This window comes from Kitasatospora sp. NPDC003701, assembly GCF_053587085.1.
Window position 1 is genome coordinate 45,470 of record NZ_JBSFNM010000021.1, and the last position, 21,387, is coordinate 66,856.

The 21,387-nt window shown below is 74.2% G+C and carries 13 protein-coding genes; 4 read left to right on the forward strand and 9 right to left on the reverse strand.

The features are described from left to right. Positions 1–37: 37 nt before the first annotated feature. Entirely contained in the window at positions 38–2,188 is a 2,151-nt protein-coding gene (locus ACWDRR_RS21100) for an amylo-alpha-1,6-glucosidase (protein WP_449773760.1), read from the reverse strand. Positions 2,189–2,954: 766 nt separating this feature from the next. Here ACWDRR_RS21100 and ACWDRR_RS21105 point away from each other — a divergent pair. Continuing rightward, positions 2,955–4,268: an alpha/beta fold hydrolase gene (locus ACWDRR_RS21105; protein ID WP_449773700.1), complete on the forward strand. Its 1,314-nt coding sequence runs from the start codon at positions 2,955–2,957 to the stop codon at positions 4,266–4,268. Positions 4,269–4,386: 118 nt separating this feature from the next. On the opposite strand, the gene ACWDRR_RS21110 is transcribed toward ACWDRR_RS21105, so the two are convergent. Then, positions 4,387–5,982 carry a DUF4192 family protein gene (locus ACWDRR_RS21110; protein ID WP_449773701.1) on the reverse strand — a complete coding sequence of 532 codons (1,596 nt, stop codon included), beginning with the start codon at positions 5,980–5,982 and terminating at the stop codon, positions 4,387–4,389. Between the two features lie 228 nt (positions 5,983–6,210). Here ACWDRR_RS21110 and ACWDRR_RS21115 point away from each other — a divergent pair, with 228 nt between their 5' ends. After that, on the forward strand, positions 6,211–8,445 hold the full coding sequence (locus tag ACWDRR_RS21115; RefSeq protein ID WP_449773702.1) for a DEAD/DEAH box helicase: 2,235 nt from the start codon (positions 6,211–6,213) through the stop codon (positions 8,443–8,445). A 417-nt stretch (positions 8,446–8,862) separates the two neighbouring features. After that, the gene (locus ACWDRR_RS21120) at positions 8,863–9,531 is read left to right on the forward strand and encodes a hypothetical protein (protein WP_449773703.1); all 669 of its coding nucleotides are present in this window, start codon (positions 8,863–8,865) and stop codon (positions 9,529–9,531) included. Positions 9,532–9,725: 194 nt separating this feature from the next. Here the strand turns inward: ACWDRR_RS21120 and ACWDRR_RS21125 are convergent, their stop codons facing one another. The 3 genes from ACWDRR_RS21125 to ACWDRR_RS21135 all read right to left on the reverse strand — a co-directional run bounded on the left by ACWDRR_RS21125 (position 9,726) and on the right by ACWDRR_RS21135 (position 12,230). Further along, the gene (locus tag ACWDRR_RS21125; RefSeq protein ID WP_449773704.1) at positions 9,726–10,409 is read right to left on the reverse strand and encodes a hypothetical protein; all 684 of its coding nucleotides are present in this window, start codon (positions 10,407–10,409) and stop codon (positions 9,726–9,728) included. Between the two features lie 100 nt (positions 10,410–10,509). Continuing rightward, positions 10,510–11,220, reverse strand: a complete 711-nt coding sequence (locus tag ACWDRR_RS21130) for a ribonuclease HII (protein ID WP_449773705.1) — start codon at positions 11,218–11,220, stop codon at positions 10,510–10,512. A 191-nt stretch (positions 11,221–11,411) separates the two neighbouring features. After that, entirely contained in the window at positions 11,412–12,230 is an 819-nt protein-coding gene (locus tag ACWDRR_RS21135; RefSeq protein ID WP_449773706.1) for a TetR/AcrR family transcriptional regulator, read from the reverse strand. A 160-nt stretch (positions 12,231–12,390) separates the two neighbouring features. Here ACWDRR_RS21135 and ACWDRR_RS21140 point away from each other — a divergent pair, with 160 nt between their 5' ends. Beyond that, on the forward strand, positions 12,391–13,938 hold the full coding sequence (locus ACWDRR_RS21140) for an MFS transporter (protein ID WP_449773707.1): 1,548 nt from the start codon (positions 12,391–12,393) through the stop codon (positions 13,936–13,938). A 186-nt stretch (positions 13,939–14,124) separates the two neighbouring features. Here the strand turns inward: ACWDRR_RS21140 and ACWDRR_RS21145 are convergent, their stop codons facing one another. From ACWDRR_RS21145 to ACWDRR_RS21160, 4 genes are all read right to left on the reverse strand, one after another. Next, on the reverse strand, positions 14,125–15,834 hold the full coding sequence (locus ACWDRR_RS21145) for a DUF4153 domain-containing protein (RefSeq protein WP_449773708.1): 1,710 nt from the start codon (positions 15,832–15,834) through the stop codon (positions 14,125–14,127). 197 nt (positions 15,835–16,031) lie between these two features. After that, positions 16,032–19,178, reverse strand: a complete 3,147-nt coding sequence (locus ACWDRR_RS21150) for an Ig-like domain-containing protein (protein ID WP_449773709.1) — start codon at positions 19,176–19,178, stop codon at positions 16,032–16,034. A 97-nt stretch (positions 19,179–19,275) separates the two neighbouring features. After that, the gene (locus ACWDRR_RS21155; RefSeq protein ID WP_449773710.1) at positions 19,276–20,304 is read right to left on the reverse strand and encodes a carbohydrate ABC transporter permease; all 1,029 of its coding nucleotides are present in this window, start codon (positions 20,302–20,304) and stop codon (positions 19,276–19,278) included. Beyond that, positions 20,301–21,308: a carbohydrate ABC transporter permease gene (locus ACWDRR_RS21160; RefSeq protein WP_449773711.1), complete on the reverse strand. Its 1,008-nt coding sequence runs from the start codon at positions 21,306–21,308 to the stop codon at positions 20,301–20,303. Before ACWDRR_RS21160 ends, ACWDRR_RS21155 begins: the two co-directional genes overlap by 4 nt. Between the last annotated feature and the right edge of the window lie 79 nt (positions 21,309–21,387).

Here is a 21,387-nt window from a genome sequence, read left to right on the forward strand (position 1 = left end):
GGGCGGCCCCGCCCGACCGGGGCACGGTTCCGGAGGATCAGCGGGCGACCAGCTGGAGTTCCGCCGACGCCTCCTCGACCATCGCGACGCCGATCCGGCTCACCCGCACCGAGAACGGTTCGCCCGCGACCCGCAGCCCGGTCAGTTGCAGCTCGCCGAGCGGCGCCGTACTGGCCGGCCGGACCAGCACCCGCCCACCCGGCACGTCGGGGCGGACCCCGGCGAGGGCGAACACCGCGTGCACGGCTCCGGCCGCCGACACCGCCGCCGGGTGGCAGGCGGCCGGGTGCGGCACCGGCGGGCAGCCGAGGACGCGCTGCTCCCCCGCGTACATCTCGGGCAGCCGGCCCTCGAAGTGGGCGGCCGCACCGAGCAGGCCCTCCAGCAGCGCGCCGGCCTCGTTCTCGTGGCCGGCCTCGGCCAGCCCGGCGATCGCGAGGGCGGTCTCATGGACGCGCACCGCCCCGCTGCGGTGACCCAGCGGGTTGAACCGGGGCGACTTGGCGCTGAGCGTGCGCAGCCCCCAGCCGCTGTCCAGCTCGGGCGCGGCCAGGCGCTGGGCGAGGAGCCTGGTCTGTTCGCGGTCGAGCAGGCTCTCGTGCCGACCGCCGTCGGCGCAGAGCCCCGGGTCGAGGAGGTGGACGAAGGAGGAGGCGACGGCGGGAAGCGGCTGGCCGCCCGGGACGAGGCCCGCCGCCGGCCGCCCGCCGGAGAGGTCGTCGATCCAGAACCGCTCGCGGAAGCGCCCCCGCAGGGCGGCCGCCCAACTGCGCCACTCCTCGGCGCCGGGGCGGCCGAAGGCCTCCAGCAGCTCGGCGCCGTGCAGCGCGGCCCGGTGCGCCTGGGCCTGGACCTCGGCCCGGGCCGCCACCGGATGGGCGGCCCGCTCCTCCGCCGGGCGGCTCAGGTCGGTGACGAAGCCGTCGACCAGACCGTCGCGGAGTGCCCCGAGCGCCCGCTCGGCGGCCGGCAGCAGTTCGGCGACCTCGTGCCGGGGCAGGCCCCAGCGCCAGGCCTCGGCCAGCACCGTGACGAACAGCAGCGTCGCCTCGGTGGCCGTGCAGGTGGGCGGCAGCTCCGGGCCTCCGTGCCGCAGCGCCCCGGGAAGCAGCCCCTCGGGGCGGCGGCCGGGCTGACCGGGGCCCGCCTGGGCGGCGGCGGGCGCGAGCTGCTGACGGCGGGCCAGTGCCCGCAGGGTCCCGGCCGCCAGCCGGGTGCCCAGCGGGAGTGTCAGTCGGGCCGCCCAGAGCGCGTCGGCCGGGGCGAGGCCGAAGCGCCAGGGTGCGCCGGAGGCGGGGTAGAGGTCGGTCGGGCGGTCCGGGTCGGCGAACAGCAGGCCGCCGAGGGCGTCCAGCGCGCGCGGCACCAGCAGCTCGACCCGGTGGTCGTCGCTGCGGACCTCCGGATCCGCCCAGGGCAGCGGGACTCCGGTGCCCCGGCCACCCGGGGGCCGCGGGCCGGGGGCGGTGCTCTCCAGCTCGGTGCGCAGCTCGACCGACCAGCGCGCGCCGGGCTGCACCTCCAAGTCCCAGCGCAGCACACCGGCGCCGGCCAGGACGGCGTGCGGCGAGGGTTTGGCGCTGACGACGGCACTGTGGGTGGGACCGGCCCAGCGCAGCCCGGCGGACTGCACCTGCCCGGGCAGGTCCGGCGGCCGGTGTCCGGCGGCGATCTCGCCGACCGGGCCGAGGTCCGTGCCGAGGGCGATCTCCAGCGGCAGCCGGGCGGGCCGGCTGCCGGTGTTCCGGACGGTGACGGTCTCGACCCCGTCGGCATGGCGCAGGCGCTCGACGGTGAGCGCCGGATCGGGGTCGAGGTCGCCGGGGATCCGGACGGCGCCGAGGAAGCGGGCCTGCGCCGCCGTGGTCAGGGTGCCCTGGAGCGGCAGCGGCTCCATGCCGCCGATCCGAAGCTCCATCCGGGCCAGTACCCGGACACCGGATCGGTAGAAGCCGTGGAGGCCGTGACCGCGCAGCTGCCCGTCCGGGCCGGAGGCGGCCATGGCGGGCGCGTTGACGCAGAGCACCGCGTGGTGGACGGCGGCGGGCTGCGGACGCGGCGGCGCCGCCGACCGGGCCGGGCCGACGGGCGCGCCGGCGGGCATGCCCGGCGGTGCCTGGTCGGGGCGGCCGACCGGTCGCGGCGCACCGACCACGCTCTCGGCCGGCATGGCCTGTGGTGGCCTCATGGCGGTCACCGGACTCTCCTCCCCTCGGCGGTCCGGTGGCCGGTGGGGCCGGTGGGCCGCGAGCATGCTCGATCGCGTGCTGATGATGCCTGGCCGGTGGGGGTTCCCGCCGGCGTGTCTGCCGTGTCTGGCCGTACCCGTCGCCGGGCCGTGCCATGCGGTGCCCGGTACCGCTGGGGTACCGGGCCTGCCTCTCCCGGGCACGCCCTGGTGCCCGGCACTTCGTCATGGCCCACGTCCGGTCGTACCGGTGACGCCGTGTCCCGATCGGCGCCCGAACCCGCCGTCGACGGGTGCGGGGCGGCCGCGGCCTCTCGGCCGCACCCGTCGACCGGACGGGCGGTGCGTCGGCCGCCGACGCGGCGCGGCACTCGGCGCGGCGCGGCGTCGTCCGCCTCCGGGAGCCCGGTGTCCGTCCGGGCACAGTGCCCCCGGGGTGAACGCCGTGGACCGGCCGCAGGTAACGCTCGATCTGTCACTTCGGCCCGCCGCACCGGGGTACCGGGCAGTCGTGCCGCCGCCACCGCCGGGCCGCAGCCGCTCCGGGCCGTGGAGCTCGGGGCCGGTGGAGCTTGCGGCCGAACCGCGTACGCCGCGGCTGTCGTACAACCTCGTGCGGCTCCCCGGACGGACGGTCGTGAACGGCAACCGTCGAACCCGTGTCCGACCGCCGTCAGGATACGGTGCGGGGGTTGCGGCGCCCGCACCGGCAACACCGTGAGCGGCGACGTGACCGCTGTGAACCAGACACATACCGAGGAGTTGTATGTCCACCGCCAGCCGGCTGCCCGGGATTGTCACGACCGACCACGTCTTCCGCCTGCCGCTCGACCACACCGCCCCACAGGGCGAGCAGATCGACGTGTACGCCCGCGAGGTCGTGGCCGCCCGCCGTGAGAAGGACGACCTGCCCTGGCTGCTCTTCCTCCAGGGCGGACCGGGCGGCAAGGCGGGGCGCCCGCTCGGCCGGGACGGCTGGCTGGAGCGCGCCCTCGACGACTACCGGGTGCTCCTGCTCGACCAGCGCGGCACCGGGCGGTCCACGCCCGCGAACCGGCAGACCCTCGCCCGGCGCGGCGGCGCCCAGGAGCAGGCGGACTACCTGGCGCGTTTCCGCGCGGACTCGATCGTGCGGGACGCCGAGCTGATCCGCCGCCGGCTGCTCGGCGACGACCGGCGCTGGAGCGTGCTCGGGCAGAGCTTCGGTGGCTTCTGCCTCCTCACCTACCTCTCGATCGCGCCCGAGGGGCTGCACGAGGCCTTCATCACCGGGGGTCTCGCGGGCCTGCGCAGCTCGGCCGACGACGTCTACCGGGCGGCCTACCCCCGGGTCGTCCGCAAGAACGAGGAGCACTACGCCCGCTTCCCGCAGGACGTCGAGGCCGTCCGGCGAATCGCCGCCCACCTGGTCGCCTCGCCCGCGACCCTGCCCGACGGCGGGCTGCTCACCGTCCAGGCGTTCCAGGCCCTCGGCCTGATGCTCGGCGGCGGCAGCGGCTCCGGGAGCCTGCACTACCTCCTGGAGGAGGCCTGGGTGGAGGGCCCCGCGGGGCCCGAGCTGTCCGACACCTTCCTGGCCGGCGTGCAGGCCAAGGTCTCCTTCGCCGAGGGGCCGCTGTACGCCGTACTGCACGAGCCGATCTACGGCCAGCAGTCGGTGGACCGGGCGGGCACCGCCTGGTCGGCCGAGCGCGTCCGCAAGGAGTTCCCCGCATTCGACGCCCCGGCGGCGCTGGAGTCCGGGGCTCCGGTGCTCTTCACCGGCGAGATGATCTACCCCTGGATGTTCGACACCGACCCGTCGCTCCGCCCGCTGAAGGAGACGGCGGAGCTGCTCGCCGCGCGCACCGACTGGGCCGACCTGTACGACCCGGCCCGGCTGGCCGTCAACGAGGTGCCCGTGGTGGCGGCGGTCTACCACGACGACATGTACGTCGACACCGCCGACTCGCTGGAGACCGCCCGGGCCGTACGCGGCCTGCGGACGTGGGTCACCAACGAGTGGGAGCACGACGGGCTCCGGGTGAGCGGGGGCAAGGTGCTCGACCGCCTGATCGCGATGGCGCGCGGGGAGGCGTAGCAGGCGGCGGCCTCCGGCTCGGAACGGCGGCACGGCCGGCGCCGGTGCCGGTCGGCCCGGGCGGTTGCCCGGGCCGACCGACGGACGGACGAGCCGGGGCTCCGGGCTTGCGAGGCCGTCACCGCACATGCCGGGACCGGCCCGCCGAACCACGGGCACCGCGACACCGGCTGCGCCCGCCCGCCATGGCCTCCTCCGAGGCCCAGGGCGAGGCGCGGCCCAGCCGCAGCCTTCGGACGGAACGCGCCCTGGCGGACGGACGGCCCGCGTCGCGGTCGGGCATCCGCACCGGCGGCCCACCATCGGGGCCACCGCTCGGGCCGACCTCGGGCCGACCGGCCTCACCGGGCTTCGGCGTGGCCCTGACCGGGCGATCGGGGACCCGCCCCGCCGTACCGGCCGCGCCCGCTGCGTCCACCGGCTCCGCCGTGGCCGCCGGCCTCACGACCTCCGAGACCCCCGGAGCATCGGCCTCGGCCGCCCCCTTCCGGGCCCGCCGGCGGCGAGGCTTGGCCGGGGCAGGGACCGACGGCTCCTCCGGAGCCTGCTCCGGGTCACCGCCCGGGTCATTGCCCGGGCTCCTCGCCGGGGTGCTGTCGGGGCTGTCCGCCGCGGCTCCCGGCGCCCCGCCGGAGCGGCGGCTGCGCTCGGCCGCCACGCTCGCCAGCAACTCCTCCGGCGCGAGACCGCCGTTCAGCGACTCGTAGAGCAGCTGGGCCAGCAGGTAGGAGGGGGCGAGCCGGAGCGTGTGGGCGAGCACCACGCGGGCCGTCGCGGTGTCCCCCGCGACCCAGGACGCCCAGGCCAGCAGGGTGAGCGGCGGCGGGGCGTAACCGGTGTAGGGCGGCACGCAGCGCCTGGCGAGGAAGCGCCAGAGCCGCTGGGTGGGCGCGAGCTCCTCGGGCCGGACGTACTCGGCGGCCTGGTCCCGGGTGCGCCGGTCCTGGAGGGCGATGAGCAGCCGCGCCGCCCGCTGCTCGTCGAGTGCGCGCGAGCCGGCCATGAACTCGGCCACGGCCTGATCGAGCAGTGCGCCGCCCTGCTCCCGGGAGGGCGACGGCGCGCCGCCGGCCGGCCCGCCCGCCACGGCCCGGGCCAACGCCAGCCGCTGGGCATCCGCACCGGGCGGGCCGATCGGAGCCAAGCCCGCCACGATCGCCTTGCGGCTGCCCCGCGGCGCGAGGCCGGCGACCGTGGCCGCCGCGGCCATCGGTCCGGGGCCGGGCCGGACCGGGTGGCCGGCCGGGTCGCAGCACCCCTCCCGGCGGCAGAGGAACGACCACCAGCGGCCGGACGAGACGCAGAGCGACTCCTTCACCGCCACTCCCCTGGCCTCGAAGGCCGCCCGCAGCTCCTGCGCGAGCGGTTCGAGCCGGTCGAGCACCGGCGGGCCGTGCTCCCGGTCGGGATCCTGACAGAGGTAGAGCAGGACCTGGACCGGCCGGCGGTCCCGCCGCTCGGAGAGGCCGACGAGCAGCGAGGCCGTCTCGTCGGCGGCCGCCGGCCACTGCTGCGGCGACTCGGGGATGTCCAGCCGGATCACCCCGCCCTGGTGGAGGTCCGGCCCCTGGAGCCCGACGGCGACGATGCTGTCGTCGGGGAAGAAGCCCAGCAGGTAGGGCAGCAGCTCGGCCATGTCGGCCGGGCCGCGCATGGTCACCGGCCGGCCGCCGGGGGCAGGGCCGAAGGGGCGTGCGATGCGTTCGTTGTTCATGGCCGGAAGACTGCCGCAATTCGCGAGCTCCCCCGGGATTTCGCTTTTCCCTGTGGATAAAGCCCGCCTGTGGATAAAACGTCCCTCGTTCGGGTCATTCGGACCCACTCTCCCGGGGGACATTCTGCGGCCGTTCAGCGGAAGAGCTGATGAAATGCACCCCTGGGCCACCCACGCGTGACCACCGCCGTTCGCCCTTTGTCGGCGGCTCGGGGTTACATGGACGGCATGCAGCAGCCGCAGAACCACACCACCGCCACCGACGCCACCGCCACGGCCGGCACCGGCAGCGCGACGGCCGCCGACCGCGCCGAGGTCCGGGCGCGGGCCGAGGCCGTCCTGCGCGAGCTCGCCGGGCCCTCCGCCACCCTCCGCGACGACCAGTGGACGGCCATCGAGGCCCTGGTGGTCGACCACCGCCGGGCCCTCGTGGTGCAGCGCACCGGCTGGGGCAAGTCCGCCGTCTACTTCATCGCCACCGCCCTGCTGCGGGCCCGCGGCGCCGGTCCGACGGTGATCGTCTCCCCGCTGCTCGCCCTGATGCGCAACCAGGTCGAGTCGGCCGCCCGGGCCGGCATCAACGCGCGCACCATCAACTCGGCCAACACCGACGAGTGGGACGCGATCCAGGCCGAGGTCGCGGCGGGTGCGGTGGACATCCTGCTGGTCAGCCCCGAGCGGTTGAACAACCCCGACTTCCGCGACCAGGTGCTCCCCAAGCTCGCCGCCTCCACCGGCCTGCTGGTGGTGGACGAGGCCCACTGCATCTCCGACTGGGGCCACGACTTCCGCCCCGACTACCGCCGACTGCGCACCATGCTCGCCGACCTCTCGCCGGGCGTCCCGGTACTGGCCACCACCGCCACGGCCAATGCCCGGGTCACCGCCGACGTCGCCGAGCAGCTCGGCACCGGCTCCACCGACGAACACGCCCTCGTGCTGCGCGGCCCGCTGGACCGCAAGAGCCTCACCCTCGGGGTGCTCACCCTGCCCGACCCGGCACACCGGCTGGCCTGGCTGGCCGACCACCTCGACCGGCTGCCCGGCTCCGGCATCGTCTACACCCTGACGGTCGCCGCCGCCGACGAGGTGACGGCCTTCCTGCGCGAGCGGGGCTTCCCGGTCGCCTCGTACTCCGGCCGCACCGAGGACGCCGAGCGCCGTACCGCCGAGGCGGACCTGCTGGCCAACCGGGTCAAGGCCCTGGTCGCCACCTCCGCGCTCGGCATGGGCTTCGACAAGCCCGATCTCGGCTTCGTGGTGCACCTGGGCTCGCCCAGCTCGCCGATCGCCTACTACCAGCAGGTCGGCCGGGCGGGCCGCGGCGTGGACCGGGCCGAGGTGCTGCTGCTGCCCGGCCGCGAGGACGAGGCGATCTGGCGCTACTTCGCCTCGCTGGCCTTCCCGCCCGAGGAGCAGGTCCGCCGCACCATCGACGCCCTCGCCGAGGCCGGCCGGCCGCTCTCCACCGCCGCCCTGGAGCCCCGGGTGGACCTGCGCCGCGCCCGGCTGGAGACCATGCTCAAGGTCCTCGACGTGGACGGCGCGGTGCGGCGGGTCAAGGGCGGCTGGACGGCCACCGGGCAGAGCTGGGCGTACGACACCGCCCGGTACGCCAAGGTCGCCGCCTCGCGCGAGGCCGAGCAGGCGGCGATGCGCGAGTACGCGGCGGGGACCGGCTGCCGGATGGAGTTCCTGCGGCGGCAGCTCGACGACGAGCAGGCCGAGCGGTGCGGCCGCTGCGACAACTGCGCCGGGCCGCTGCACACCCCGGAGATCTCCGCCGCCGCGCTGGACGCGGCGCGGGCGGCCCTCGGCCGGCCCGGTGTCGGCTTCGAGCCGCGGCGGCTCTGGCCGACCGGCATGGAGGCGCTGGGCGTGCCGCTCAAGGGCCGCATCCCGGCGGGCGAGCAGGCCGAGACCGGCCGGGCCCTCGGCCGGCTCTCCGACATCGGCTGGGGCAACCGGCTCCGGACGCTGCTGGCCGACCAGGCGCCCGACGCACCGGTGCCCGGCGAGGCGGTGGACGCCCTGGTGACGGTACTGAGCGACTGGGCGCGCGGCCCCGGCGGCTGGGCCGGGCCCGCGACGACCGAGGGCGCCCGGCTCGACCGGCCGGTCGGCGTGGTGACCATGGCCTCGTCGACCAGGCCGCAGCTGGTCGGCAGTCTCGGTGCCCGGATCGCCGAGATCGGCCGGCTCCCCCTGCTCGGGCGGATCGAGTACGCGGCCGGCCGGCCGCCGCAGGGCGCGCGCAGCAACAGTGCCCAGCGGCTGCACGCGCTGGCGGGCGCGCTCACCCTGCCGCCGGAGGTGGAGGCCGCGGTGGCCGCGGCCGGCGGACCGGTGCTGCTGGTGGACGACCTGGTCGACTCCGGGTGGACGGTCACCGTCGCGGCCCGGCTGCTGCGCAAGGCCGGGGCGAGCGCCGTCCTGCCGCTGGTGCTGGCCGTGCAGGGCTGAGGCGGGGCCGGGGCGAGCGAGGAGGAGGCGCTTCAGGGCGCGAAAACCGGGAAGCCGACGGCGGAGCGGCAGGTTCCACGGCCGACGTACACCCGAATGGAGTAATGCCGGCGCGGACCGGAAGATCCACGGGCGCGGGGGGCATCGGTCGGACAAAGAGAGGGGTGACCTTGCGAAAAGTACTCCGCACGGGCCTTCGCGCGACCCGGATCACGGTCCGACGCTCCGCGAGTGGCGCTCGCGCCGCCATGGAATATATCCGGCAGAACGTTGGCTTTCGGGCGGCGTTCATCATTTCATCGTTGCCGCTCCACCCCATCTGCCCTGAGAATTGGACCGTACCCGGAACCCGGTCCGCTGGACCAGGCCTTCGGCGTACACACGTACCCGCGCGCCCGTGGGTCGGGAAGGAGGATCGTGATCAACGGTATCGGCCGAGGTCAGTATCCCCTCGCCCGGAGTTCGGCGCCCAGACGGGTAAGCGACCTGGAGACGTGGGCAGCCTCGGGGATCCCGTTGCTGCGCGACCCGCGCGAGTTCGTCCTGGAGCTGCACCAACGCCACCTGCCGCAGCCCGGCACGGTCGTGATCGCCGTGCTGGACGCGTCGCACCGGCTGAACGCCTCGGCCTCCTTCGCCCCCTGGCCGCGCAACACCGACGGCTGGCAGCACCGCAACGCGCTCCTGACGCACCTGCGCCAGGTCACCCCGCACGACCTGCGCCGGGCCGCCCCGACCCGGACGGCCGTGCTGCTGCGGTGCCGGGAGGGCGCTGCGGGCTGGACGGCGCAGGACGGCGCCTGGATGTGGGCGCTGCAGGACGCGGCCGCCCTGCACGGGCTGCGCTGCGGCTCGTACATCACGCTGACCCCGACGGGCTGGCACATCCTCGGGGACGGTCGGAACGGCCGCAATCCGCACGCGGGTTCATGGGCGGACGGACCGGTCCACACCGTGACGGAGCTGCCGCCGCGCTCGGCGCTGGACAGCGCCCGCGGACAGCGCCCGCTGCGCCAGTCCGAGCGCCCGTGGGCGCCCGCGCGGGTCGCGGCGATCGAACCGGGCCGGCGCACCGGCACCCGCTGAGGCGCCCGCCCGGGGCGGCCGGCCACTCCCCCGAGACGCCGGGCGTCAGGCGTCAGGCGTCAGGCGGGCGGGGCCACCGGTGGCCGGACTGCGGGCGGCCGGACTGCGGGTGACAAGGCGGCGGGTGACAAGGCGGCGGACGGCATGGGTCGGGCCCGGCACCAGGTGGTGCCGGGCCCGGAGGTCGACAGTTGTCAGGCGGTCACCGGGCGGCCGGCCGGTGCACCGGCGGCCACCGCGGCAGGGCCGGCGTTTCCGCAGACCACCAGGAGCTCGGCGGCCCGGCCGCGCGCCTCGGTGAAGGCCGCGGCGGCACGGTCGGCCGTACCGCCGTTGACGACCAGCACGACCACCTCGCGACGGGCCGGGCGGGTCAGCGCGGCGTCCGCGTAGAACACGTCACCGCCTTCAGCGAGTTGCGCCCAGTAGCGCTCCTCGCCGAAGGAGAGTTCGTGCCGCTGCCAGGGGTGCGGCTCGCCGACCGTCAGCACCAGGACGGCGCCCGGGCTGCGACCGGAGTCCAGCAACCGGTCGACCGCCTCGTCGGCGCGCTCCAGCGCCTGCGCGGCGGTGGCGGCGAGGTGTTGGACCTCGATCTGCGGTGCGGCGGGCTCCGGACGGCGCGGGCCGGGCTTGGGGATCCCGGCCGGCCGGGGCTTCGGCCCCGGGCGCTCGGAGCGCGGCGGCGCCGGGCGCGGAGGTGCGGGGCGTTGGCCCGGCACCGGGGCCGGGGCGGCGGTGACGGTCGACGGTGCGGAAGGGGTCGCGCTGCCGGCGGCAGGCGTACGGGGGGCTTGTGCGTCCGACTCGCGGGGGAAGGGAACGCCGGGGCCCGGGAGGCTCACGTGAATCTCCGGCTCCTCGGGGAAGACAGGCATACCCGGATATCTATCAAATGCCGGTCGGGCGCGCACGGGCGCCCCACCCATTGGGCACCACGAGACTTTCGCCCCCACCCGGCCAATGCCCGACGAAACGTCAGAAACCGAGCGTCAGCTGCTCGTCGGCGGGGCCCGCCGCGCCCGGTCCGCCGGCGCCGACGACGGCCCTGGTCCGCTTCAGATGGCGCCACTTGGGCAGCCCGTCCAGGTAGGCCCAGGAGAGCCGGTGCTGCTCGGTCGGGCCGAACTCCTCCAGCGCGGTCCGGTGCACCGGGGACGGGTAACCGGCGTTGTCGGCAAAGCCGTACTCGGGGCACGCCTCGCCCAGTTCGGCCATCAGGCCGTCACGGTGGACCTTGGCGAGCACCGAGGCCGCCGAGACGCAGATGCAGGACTGGTCGCCCTTGATGACCGTGCGTACCCGCCACGGGCCGCCCAGGTAGTCGTGCTTGCCGTCGAGTATCACCGCGTCGGGCTCCACCGGCAGTGCCTCCAGGGCGCGCACCGCGGCCAGTCGCAGCGCCGCGGTCATCCCCAGTTCGTCGCACTCCAGCGCCGAGGCGTGACCGAGCGCGTACGCGGTGACCCAGTCGGCGAGGACCGGGGCGAGCGCCTCGCGGCGCAGCTCGGTGAGCAGCTTGGAGTCGGTCAGGCCCTCCGGCGGCTTGCGCAGCCCGGTGACGGCCGCACCCACAGTGACCGGTCCGGCCCAGGCGCCGCGCCCGACCTCGTCGAGACCGACGACGATCTTGGCGCCGGCCCGGCGCAGCGAGCGCTCGACGGAGTGCGTCGGCGGGACGATGGGCATGGCGGAGTCCTTCGGCTGGGGCAACCTCCAGCGTAAGCCCCGCCCGGAGCCACCCCCGACCACCCTTCCCCGGCCACCGCGCCCGCGCCCACCGCCGCCCCTGCCTCCACCGCCGCCCCCTGGCCCGACGCCGCACCCGCCGGTGGCGCACGGGCACGGCCGCGCGCCACCGAGCCGCAGGAGCCCGCGCGTCAGCCGCGGATCAGCGGCACCAGGACCTCGTCCACCAGCTCGACGGCGAACTCAGACCCGATCTGCCGGCCACGGACCTTGACCCGGTACATCAGCATCGCGGGCGCCACGTCGGCGACCAGCGGGGTGACCGCACCGGGCCGGACGTCACCGCGCTCGGCTCCCCGCCGCAGGATCTCCAGGATGGTGGCCTTGGTCGGCTCGACCACCCGCTGGACGATGAAGTCCTTGAACAGCTCGGCCTGCTCGTGCTCCAGCTCGGCCATCAGGGCCTGCATGGCACCGCCCGACCGGGAGCTCATCGCCTCCGCGAAACCCTGGATGAGCAGCAGCAATTCATTGCGGGCGGACCCGAGGTCGGGGGTGTCGGAGGGCCGTGGCAGAGTGGAGTCCAGGGCGTCGATGACGAGTTCGACCTTGGACGCCCAGCGCCGGTACAGCGCGGCCTTCCCGGTCCGTGCGGCCCCGGCGATGCCTTCCATCGTCAGCCGTGCGAATCCGCCGGAGGTGAGCTGGTCGAGCGCGGCCCCGAAGATCGCCTGCTCCAGCTCCTTGCCCCGGCGGCGCATCGGCCGGGACAGGACCTCGGCGGCCGCCTTCACCGGACAGCACGACACCGGCGCGGCCACCGGGGCGACGGCCCTCGACGCGGGCGCGGGCGGACAGTCCGCCGTCCGCCCCTCGACCGGCTTCGTGAGCTGCCCGCCCACCCGGTCCGCTGCCTGGCCGTTCGGCCGCTCGGACGGGCGCTCCGTCGGGCGCTCGACCGCCCGACCGCCCGACCGGTCCGCCGCCTGGCGCCGCACCAACTGATCCATCGTCACCAACCCTAGGGAACGCTTGCGTTCACAATCTCGGCCAAGATATCGTCCAGATTAGTGAACGATCCCGTTCCTTCATAGCCTGCGGGACGCCGCGGGCCCGCACTGGACCTCGGGTCCACAGCATACGAAGCAGTAGCCAGCAGGGGGCACTAACTTGGCTATCTCCGACACGCTCAGCAAGAACTCTCCATCGCAAGGCAGCCAGGGCAGGAACAAGGGCATCACCCTGACCGTCATCGCCGCCACGCAGCTGATGGTCGTCCTCGACGCCACCATCGTGAACATCGCGCTGCCGCAGATCAGGGACGCGCTGAACTTCTCCACCACCAACCTGTCGTGGGTGATCAACGCCTACACGCTGACCTTCGGTGGCCTGCTGCTGCTCGGCGGCCGCGCGGGCGACATCCTCGGCCGTCGCCGGGTGTTCATCGCCGGCACGCTGCTGTTCGGGCTGGCCTCGCTGCTCGGCGGCTTCGCGCAGGACGGCGGCATGCTGCTGGCCGCCCGCGCGCTCCAGGGCATCGGCGGCGCGATATGTTCGCCCACCGCTTTCGCCCTGATCGCCACCAACTTCGACGAGGGCCCCGAACGCAACAAGGCCTTCGGCGTGTTCTCCGCGGTGGCCGGCTCGGGTGCGGCCATCGGCCTGCTGGCCGGTGGCGTGCTCACCGAGTACCTCGACTGGCGCTGGGTGTTCTTCGTCAACGTGCCGATCGCCGTGCTGATCGCGATCGCCGCGCCGCGCTACATCGCCGAGTCGGAGCGCCACGAGGGTCGCTTCGACCTGCCCGGTGCACTCACCTCCACGCTGGGCCTGGTCGGCCTGGTGTACGGGTTCATCCGGGCCGCCTCGGACGGCTGGACGGACAGCGTGACGCTCGGTTCCTTCGCGGCCGGCGTGCTGCTCGTGGCCGCGTTCCTGGTGATCGAGAACCGCACCGCGCAGCCGATCACCCCGCTGCACCTGTTCGCCAACCGCAACCGCACCGGCGGCCTGGTGATGATGCTCTGCCTGGCCGCGGCCATGTTCGGCATCTTCTTCTACGTCACGCTCTTCGTGCAGGGGCCGCTCGGCTACAGCCCCTTGAAGGCCGGTTTCGCCTTCCTGCCGATCAGCGTCTCGATCATCATCGCCGCTCAGATCGCCTCCACCCTCCAGGCCAAGTACGGCCCGAAGCCGTTCATGGCCGGGGGTGCGCTGTTCGTCACCATCGGGCTCACCTGGCTGACCCAGATGGACGCGGACAGCGGCTACCTCGACGGGGTGCTCGGCCCCACGGTGGTGTTCGGCTTCGGCATGGGCCTGACCTTCGTCCCGGTGATGCTGCTCGCGGTCGCGGGTGTCGCCGGCGAGGACACCGGCGCCGCCTCCGGCCTGCTCAACTCGATGCAGCAGATCGGCGGTTCACTGGGCCTGTCGATCCTCACCACGGTGTTCGCGCACTACGCCGCCGCGGAGGCCAAGCTGCAGCTGCCCGGCTTCCTGGCCACGGCCACACCGGAGCAGCAGGCGACGTTCATGGAGAAGAAGGAGTTCCCCAGGGGCACCGACGCGGCCAACCAGGTGCTCGCCTACGGCATTTCGCACGGCTTCATCGTGGGTGCGGTGCTCGCCGCGCTCGCCCTGGTGGTCGCGGTCGTCGTGATCAAGGCCAAGGCGGACGACCTGCCGTCGAACGCCTCCGGCGTCGCGATGCACTGACGCGGCACCGGGCGGGGTGGCAGGGACGGCAGAGACCGATCCCGCACCCCGGCCACGGAACGCGGTGAGGGCCGGCCGGGAGCAGCGAGCTCCCGGCCGGCCCTCACGCATCGGAGCACTGCGGAGCACACCACCCCGGATGAGCACCAGCCGACTCAGCCCCGACCGACGCAGTCCCGACCCGGCTCAGTCCCGACCCTTGCCGTCGCCCTCCCACAGCCCCGCCCGCTCACAGGCGTCCCCGTCCGCCGACACCTCGTCCACCAGCGGACGCTCGGCGAAGATGCTCCGCGCCCGGGCTTCGGCGAGACTGACCGCGTACCAGGGCCCGGACTCGCCGGCGGCGTCGACCCGCATCAGCCCCAGCGCACAGGTCCGCTGGTCCTTCGGCAGGCGGTCCAGGGCCGGGACGGCGTCGAGCGAGAGGTCCCGGACGTTGCGCAGGTCGATCTGCTGGGTCCGCTCGTAGCGGGCCACGTTCTGTTCGGCGATGATCGCGTCCGGCCCCATCAGCCCGTACACCGCGGCCGTCAGCATCCCGCTGAGCACCACGGCGCGCGGCAGCCACCCCGCCGAGCGGACCAGCCCGGCCGTGATCAGCAGCAGGAAGACGACGCCCAGCCAGACCTCGACCACCAGCACCCAGAGCCGCAGCCGGGTCAGCCCGGAGGCGTCGACGTAGAACCACATCCGGCCGAGGGCCGAGGCGACCACCACGAGGGTGAGCAGGCAGAGCACACCGAGCAGGATGCGGGCCAGCCTGCGGTCGCCCTCGGTGCTGCGCGGCGCCCAGCGCCTGGCGACGCCGACCACGATGAGCGTGAGGACGGTGACGGCCGTCAGCTGCCAGAAGCCCTGCCGGGCGTACTCGGAGCGGCTCATCCCGGTGTTGCGCATGATGGAGTCCCGGCCGCCGAGCACCACCACGGCCTGGATCACCGCGAAGGCGCCGAACATCAGGTTGAGCGCGACCAGCGGCAGCGCCCACTCCAGCCGGCCGCGCTCGCGGCCCGGCCGGACGACCGTACGGTCCCAGCGGCGCGGGCCCGCCGCGATGTGGGCGAAGCCCAGCGTGGTGACCAGGCCGAGGACGAACAGCACGGCGCGCAGCGGGAGCTCACCGAGGTCGAGGCTGGGGCTGAGGCTCTCCAGGACGTCGGCCATGGCGGCGTCGGCGCCGGCGAACAGCCAGCCGAACACGGTCAGCAGCACCGCGGCCACCACGACCGCCTTGAGCACCGGGACGACCCTGCCCCGGCCGGGCAGGCTGAGGCTGCGCAGTCCGGCGCAGGCCCAGCGCACGCCGGGCACCAGCTGCCAGAGGATGCCGGGCAGGGCGAGCAGCACACCCGCCCAGCGGCGGCCGCCGTGCAGCGCCAGCGAGGCCAGGGCCAGCGCGCAGAGCGTCGACAGCACCGTCGGCCAGCCGGCGTCGGAGAGGGCCGGGACGGTGAGCAGGGCGAGCGCGAGCACGCTCCAGAGCACCGTCCAGCCGCGCACCCGGCGACCGGCCGAGCGGGCGGCCAGGCCCGCGCCGACGGCGGCGACCGCGCCGCAGATCAGCAGGTTGACGCCGAGTCCGCGGTCCAGCAGCCAGGCCGCCAGCAGTCCGGTCAGCAGCGCGGCCGCGAGCGCCCGGGAGGTGGCCGGGGCCTTGGGCCCGGGGTCACTGGGGCGCAGCCAGGAGAAGGGCGGCGGTACCGGCCGGCCCGGCGCGCGGTAGGGGTTCGGGCCGTGGGCCGCGGCCCCGTCCGGGCCCGGAAAGGGCCCGCCCGGCCAGGGCTGCTGCCCCGCCCCGGGCGCCGGAGGCTGCTGCGGCCCCGGGCCGCCGGGCGCGCGGTACGGGTCGGATCCGGACGGTCCGCCGGCCGGGGCGGGTGTGGAGTGGCCGGACATGGGTTCCCCCTCGAATGGTCTGCGGGCATGCGGAAGCCGCCCTTGGGGCAGTCCGTCGGCAGGCGCCGGGGCGCCGCGACTGACGCCGACTGTAGACCATTCTGAACAAGTTCAAAAAACCCCGGAGTGCCTCTGTCACAGGGCTGTGACAGAGGCACTCCGGGGTCGGCCCGCCGGTGTGAGGGCGGGTCAGGGACTCAGTAGGAGCCGTAGAGCGAGTACAGCAGCGTGTCCTTCACCGCCGGCCCGAAGGCCGCGGGCCAGGTGCCGAACGGCACCACCGCGTTGCTGTAGGCGCCCGAGCCGGTCGGGCCGGTCGAGTAGTTCATGTTGTTCACCGAGGCGCCGGTGCCGTTGCTGTTGTAGACCAGCCAGTAGGAGGTGCCGGCGCTCAGCGTGAGGTCGACCGGCAGCGCGTTCCACGCGTTGGCGGTCAGCGTGCCGCTGCCGGTCGCCGCGACCAGCGTGCCCGGCGAGCCGCCCGCGTCGGTGTAGACGGCCAGCTGGTACTGGTTGTTCGGCGCCGCGCTGACCGGGCCGACGTGCACGCTCAGCGCGGTGAGCGGCACCGGCGAGGCCCCGGTCGTGATCCGGCTGCCGTTGAGGTGGTGGGAGTCGGTGTCGTCGATCAGCGAGCCCACCACCGTGTTGCCCAGCGTCCTGGGCGCCGCTCCCCCGGTGGTGAAGGAGATCGCGTACGGGCTCGCCAGCGCGTTGCCCGAGGTGTCCCGCACCCCCTGGACGCTCGCGGTGTAGCCGGTGGTCAGCGCCAGGGGGACGCTCGGCGTGAAGACCACGCCGTTGGCGGCGCCGTCGTACGCGACCGAGCCCGCCACCGCCGTGCCGCCCGCGGTGCGCAGGGTCACGGCCGAGGCGGTGACGCTCGCCGGGTCCAGCGGCTCGCCGAACGAGAAGCGCACCGCCGTCCCCGGTGCCACCCCGGTGGCACCGCCGCCCGGGTTGCTCCCGGTCACGGCGGGCGGGGTGGTGTCGCTGCCGTACGAGGCCGTGTAGGAGCCCACCGCGCCGTCGAAGAACGCGTACGCCACGCCCTTGACCGTCTCGATCCGGTACGGGACGGCCCGGCCGCCCGAGGTGATGCCGGTCAGCGTGCCGGAGGCGGCGGAGACGGGCAGCATCGCGCGCAGCCCGTTGGCCCCGCCGGTGATGTCGAAGGTCAGTGCGCTGCCGCTCCAGGCGAGTTTGGCGAAGGCCGAGCCGTTGCGCCCGTCCAGCCAGGTGAGCATCTGCCGGCCGGAGACCACCGGGACGCCGCGCGCCTTCGCGGCGGTGATGATCGCGTCGGAGGCGGCGGAGGCGGCGAAGTCGGTGTGGATGTTCGCGGTCAGCGCCGCGTAGTAGCCCTTGCTGCCGTAGGCGGCGTCGAGCAGCGTGGTGATGGTCCCGGGGTAGGACTGGCCGGACTCGTCGGTCAGCTGGGTGGTGGCCTGGTACTCGTCGATCACGCTGCCGTCGGTGTCGGCGAAGCGCATGATCTGGGCCGTGCCGTTGAAGTAACCGGGCCGGTCCTTGGTGAAGTTGGAGGGGTAGAAGTAGTAGTCGGTGTCCAGCCGGATGCCGTTGGACAGCTTGGTCCTCGCCTGGGTCGCCCAGTCGTCCCACTCCACGCAGTGCGTCCGACTGCTCGACGGGCCGGGCAGCGAGGGGTACTTGGCCCGCCAGTTGGACAACTGGTCGGTGTAGTAGCCCTGCAGGGCCGCGGTGGTGCCCCACGGGCGGCAGTTGGTGGTGACGTGGACGCCCACCTCGAAGCCCTGGTCGGTGTAGGCCTGCGCCTGTGCCGGGGTCAGCGGGTCGTCGGTGTAGATGTACGAGGAGCCGCGCACGCACTCCCAGGCCGCGACGTTGCAGCCGGGCGGGCTCTGCGCGATGTAGCCGTCCCAGCGGCCCGCCGTACCGCCGACGCCGTGGTCGTCACCGGTCATCACCACCACGGCCTTGACGTCGCGCGGGAAGTACCAGAAGCGCGGCAGCGGCTTACGGGCGGAGTCGACCAGGGTGATCAGATTGGCCAGCAGCCGCTGCTGCTCGTCGGCGATCGGGATCAGCGCCTTGTCCAGGTTGTTCCAGTCCGGCTGGCCTCCGGAGCCGAAGAACATCTCGGAGGCCTCGTAGCCGTCCGTGCCGTCCCGCTGCTGGCCGGCCCAGGCCGCGTTGCCCTGGCGGGTCTGCACCACCGACCTGGCCAGGTCGTAGCTGAAGGCGGCGGCCCGCCCGCTGCCGGCCGTGCGCAGCGTGACGGCCGGGTTGGCGGTCGCGGTGGCGGCGTCGCTGTACAGGGCGGCGACCGCGGTGGCGCCGTTGAGCGTGTAGAGGTCGGCGGCGCCGTGGTAGCCCATGGTGTCGCCGGTGATGCCGGCGCCGGGGGCGGCGGAGGTGTCCACCTTGAGGTAGGCGTCCGCGCGGGTGCCGGTGGCCGGGGTGAGGCCGAACAGCGGCGCGAGCTGCTTGTCCGGGCGCATCGCGACCAGCCGGCCGCCGCCGTTGGTCCAGGTGGTGAACAGGGCCGCCTGCGCCGGGGTGAGCGGCGTCTCGCCCAGCAGGACCACGTCGGAGGAGGCCAGCAGCGTGCTGGTCACCGCCGAGATGTCCACCGTGCGGTAGGAGTTGAGGCCCTCGGCCTTGAGGATCTCGGCCAGGTAGCGGGTGTACGGATTGGCCTGGCTGGTGACCAGCAGGATCGGCCCCTCGCCACCCGGGCCGGCGCCCGGCGGCGGGGGCGGCGGGGCCTGCTCCGCGGTGTAGGTCGCGTAGATCGAGAAGCTGAGACCGCTGGACGTGACCGCGCCGAAGTCGGCGGGCCAACTGCCGAACGCCCGGCCGCCGTTGCCGTACACACTGGTGCCGCCGGGGCTGTAGTGCAGGTTGTTGACGGCCGAGCTGCCGCCGTTGCTGTTGTAGGCCAGCCAGTACGCGGTGTTGGCGGTGAGGGTCGCCGTCAGCGGCACGGTGTTCCAGCTGCCGGCGGTGAGCGTGGCCGCGGCGCTGCTCGCCAGCAGGGCGCCCGGGCTGCCCCCGTTGTCGCGGTAGATCGCCGCCTGGAACTGGTTGTTCGGCGCCGCGTCCACCGCGTCCACGTGGACGCTGATGCTGCTGACCGTGCCGCCGGCCGCCCCGGTGACGTAGCGGGACGCGTTGAGGTAGTTCGAGTCTCCCGAATCGGTGGACGGACCGACCGCCGTACTGCCCAGCGTCGCCGTGGCGGCCGCCGCCGGAGCGACCGCCGGACCGGCGACCACCGCCACCGCCGTGATGAGGGCCGCCAGCAGGCCCCCGACTCTGCCGCGCCGTCCGCCGCCCGCGCGAATGCCTGCACCTGCCATGACCGCCCCCAATGCGCATCGGCCAACTGCCCCTATCGGTGTACCGGTTCGGCGCCGACCGTGTCCACGAAACCGACACATCCCGTGTCGATCGGGACTATCCCTTGACCGAACCGGCCAGCAGACCGCGGACGAAGTACCGCTGGAGACCGAAGAAGACCGCCAGGGGGATGACGATCGACAGGAACGCCCCGGCGGTGAGCAGCTCCCAGCGCCCGCCGAAGGAGCCGGAGAGCTGCGCCAGCCGGACGGTCATCGGCGCCACTTCGGGGGTGCCGCCGGCGAAGGTCAGCGCGACCAGCAGGTCGTTCCAGACCCACAGGAACTGGAAGATGGCGAACGAGGCCAGCGCCGGCGTGCAGAGCGGGAGCACGATCGAGCGGAAGATCTTGAAGTGCGAGGCGCCGTCCACCACCGCCGCCTCCATCAGGTCCCGCGGCAGCTGGGCGATGAAGTTGTGCAGCAGGAAGATCGCCAGCGGCAGCGCGAACATCGTGTGCGCCAGCCAGACTGGCGCGTAGGTCCCCTTGAGGTCCACCGCCGGGATCACCGTCATCGAGCCCAGGTGCGCGCCGCCGGAGAACAGTCGCAGCAGGGGGATCAGCGCCATCTGGATCGGCACCACCTGGAGCGCGAACACCACGAAGAACACCGTGTCGCTGCCCCGGAACCGCACCCAGGCGAGGCCGTACGCGGCCATCGCCGCCAGCACCAGCGGGAAGAGCGTCGCCGGGACGCTGATCGCCAGCGAGTTGACCAGGAAGGGCATCAGACCGGTGGAGACGCCGGAGCCGCCCTCGAACAGCACCGTGTGGTAGTTGGAGAGGCCGAGGTCCGGGTGGAGGAGGACGTTCCACCAGCCGTCGGCGGTGACGTCCTGCTTGGGGCGCAGCGAGGTGGCGAGCAGCCCGAGGGTGGGGACGGTCCACAGCACGGTCACCGCGATCACGAAGACCGAGGCGAGCGGGTTGGTGAAGGCCTGCCGGACCGGGCCGCGGCGTTCGCCCAGCGGCCGGCGCGCTCGTGCCGGACGCCGGTCGGCGGTGGCCGGCGGCCGGTCGGCGGAGCTCGGACTCCGGTCGGAGGCGGCCGGACGCCCGCCGGTCGTCGGACGGTGCTCGCTCATCGGACTCCGCGCTCCTTCCGCAGCTGGACGATGTTGTAGGCCACCAGCGGCAGCACCGCGAGGAAGAGGATCACCGCGAGCGCGCTGCCCCGCCCGGTGTTGAACTGCACGAAGGACTGCGAGTACATCTCGTTGGCCAGCACCTGGGTGCCGAAGTTCCCGCCGGTCATGGTGCGGACGATGTCGAAGGCCTTGAGCGTGGTGATCATGACGGTGGTGAGCACGACCACCACCGTGGTGCGGATCATCGGCACCGTGACGTACCAGAACAGCCGTACCCCGCCCGCGCCGTCCAGGCGGGCGGCCTCGGTGACCTCGTCCGGGATCGCCTTGATCGCCGCCGAGAGCACGACCATCGCGAAGCCGGTCTGCACCCAGACCATCACCGCCATCAACAGGAAGGTGTTGAGCGGCTGGGAGAGCATCCAGTTCGGCGGGTGCTCCCAGCCCAGCGTGATGGCGAGCTGGCTGAGCAGGCCGATCTGCGACTGGGCGGCGTCGCGCGACTCGTAGACGAACTTGAAGATGATCGAGGCGCCGACCAGCGAGATGGCCATCGGCATGAAGATCAGCGACTTGTAGACCGCCTGACCGCGCATCCGGTCCACCAGCAGCGCCAGCACCAGCCCGAGGCCGGTGGCGGCGAGCGGCGCCACCACCAGCCAGAGCAGGGTGGTGACCAGGATCTTCTGCACCGAATCGGTGGTGAACGCCCAGCCGAAGTTCTCGCCGCCGACGAAGCGGCTGCTGTCGTCGTTGTAGAGGCTCAGATAGACGGTCCGGACCAGCGGGGCGACCAGGCCGACGAGCAGCAGCAGCACCGCCGGGCCGAGGAAGACCGCGACGGCCAGCGGGCGGGCGATCCGGCCGGAGGCCCGGCCGGCCACCAGGAAGACCAGCAGCAGGATGCCGAGGAAACCGGCGACGGCGCCGAAGCTGTTGCCGAACTTGACTGCGGCGTCGCCCCAGGCGCCGTCGGCGAGCGCGGTGGCGGTGAGGGACATGGCTGCGCGTCCTTTCCCTGCCGCGGGCAGAGAGGAGGGGCGGGCGGTGCGGGTGGGTGGCCCCGCACCGCCCTCGACA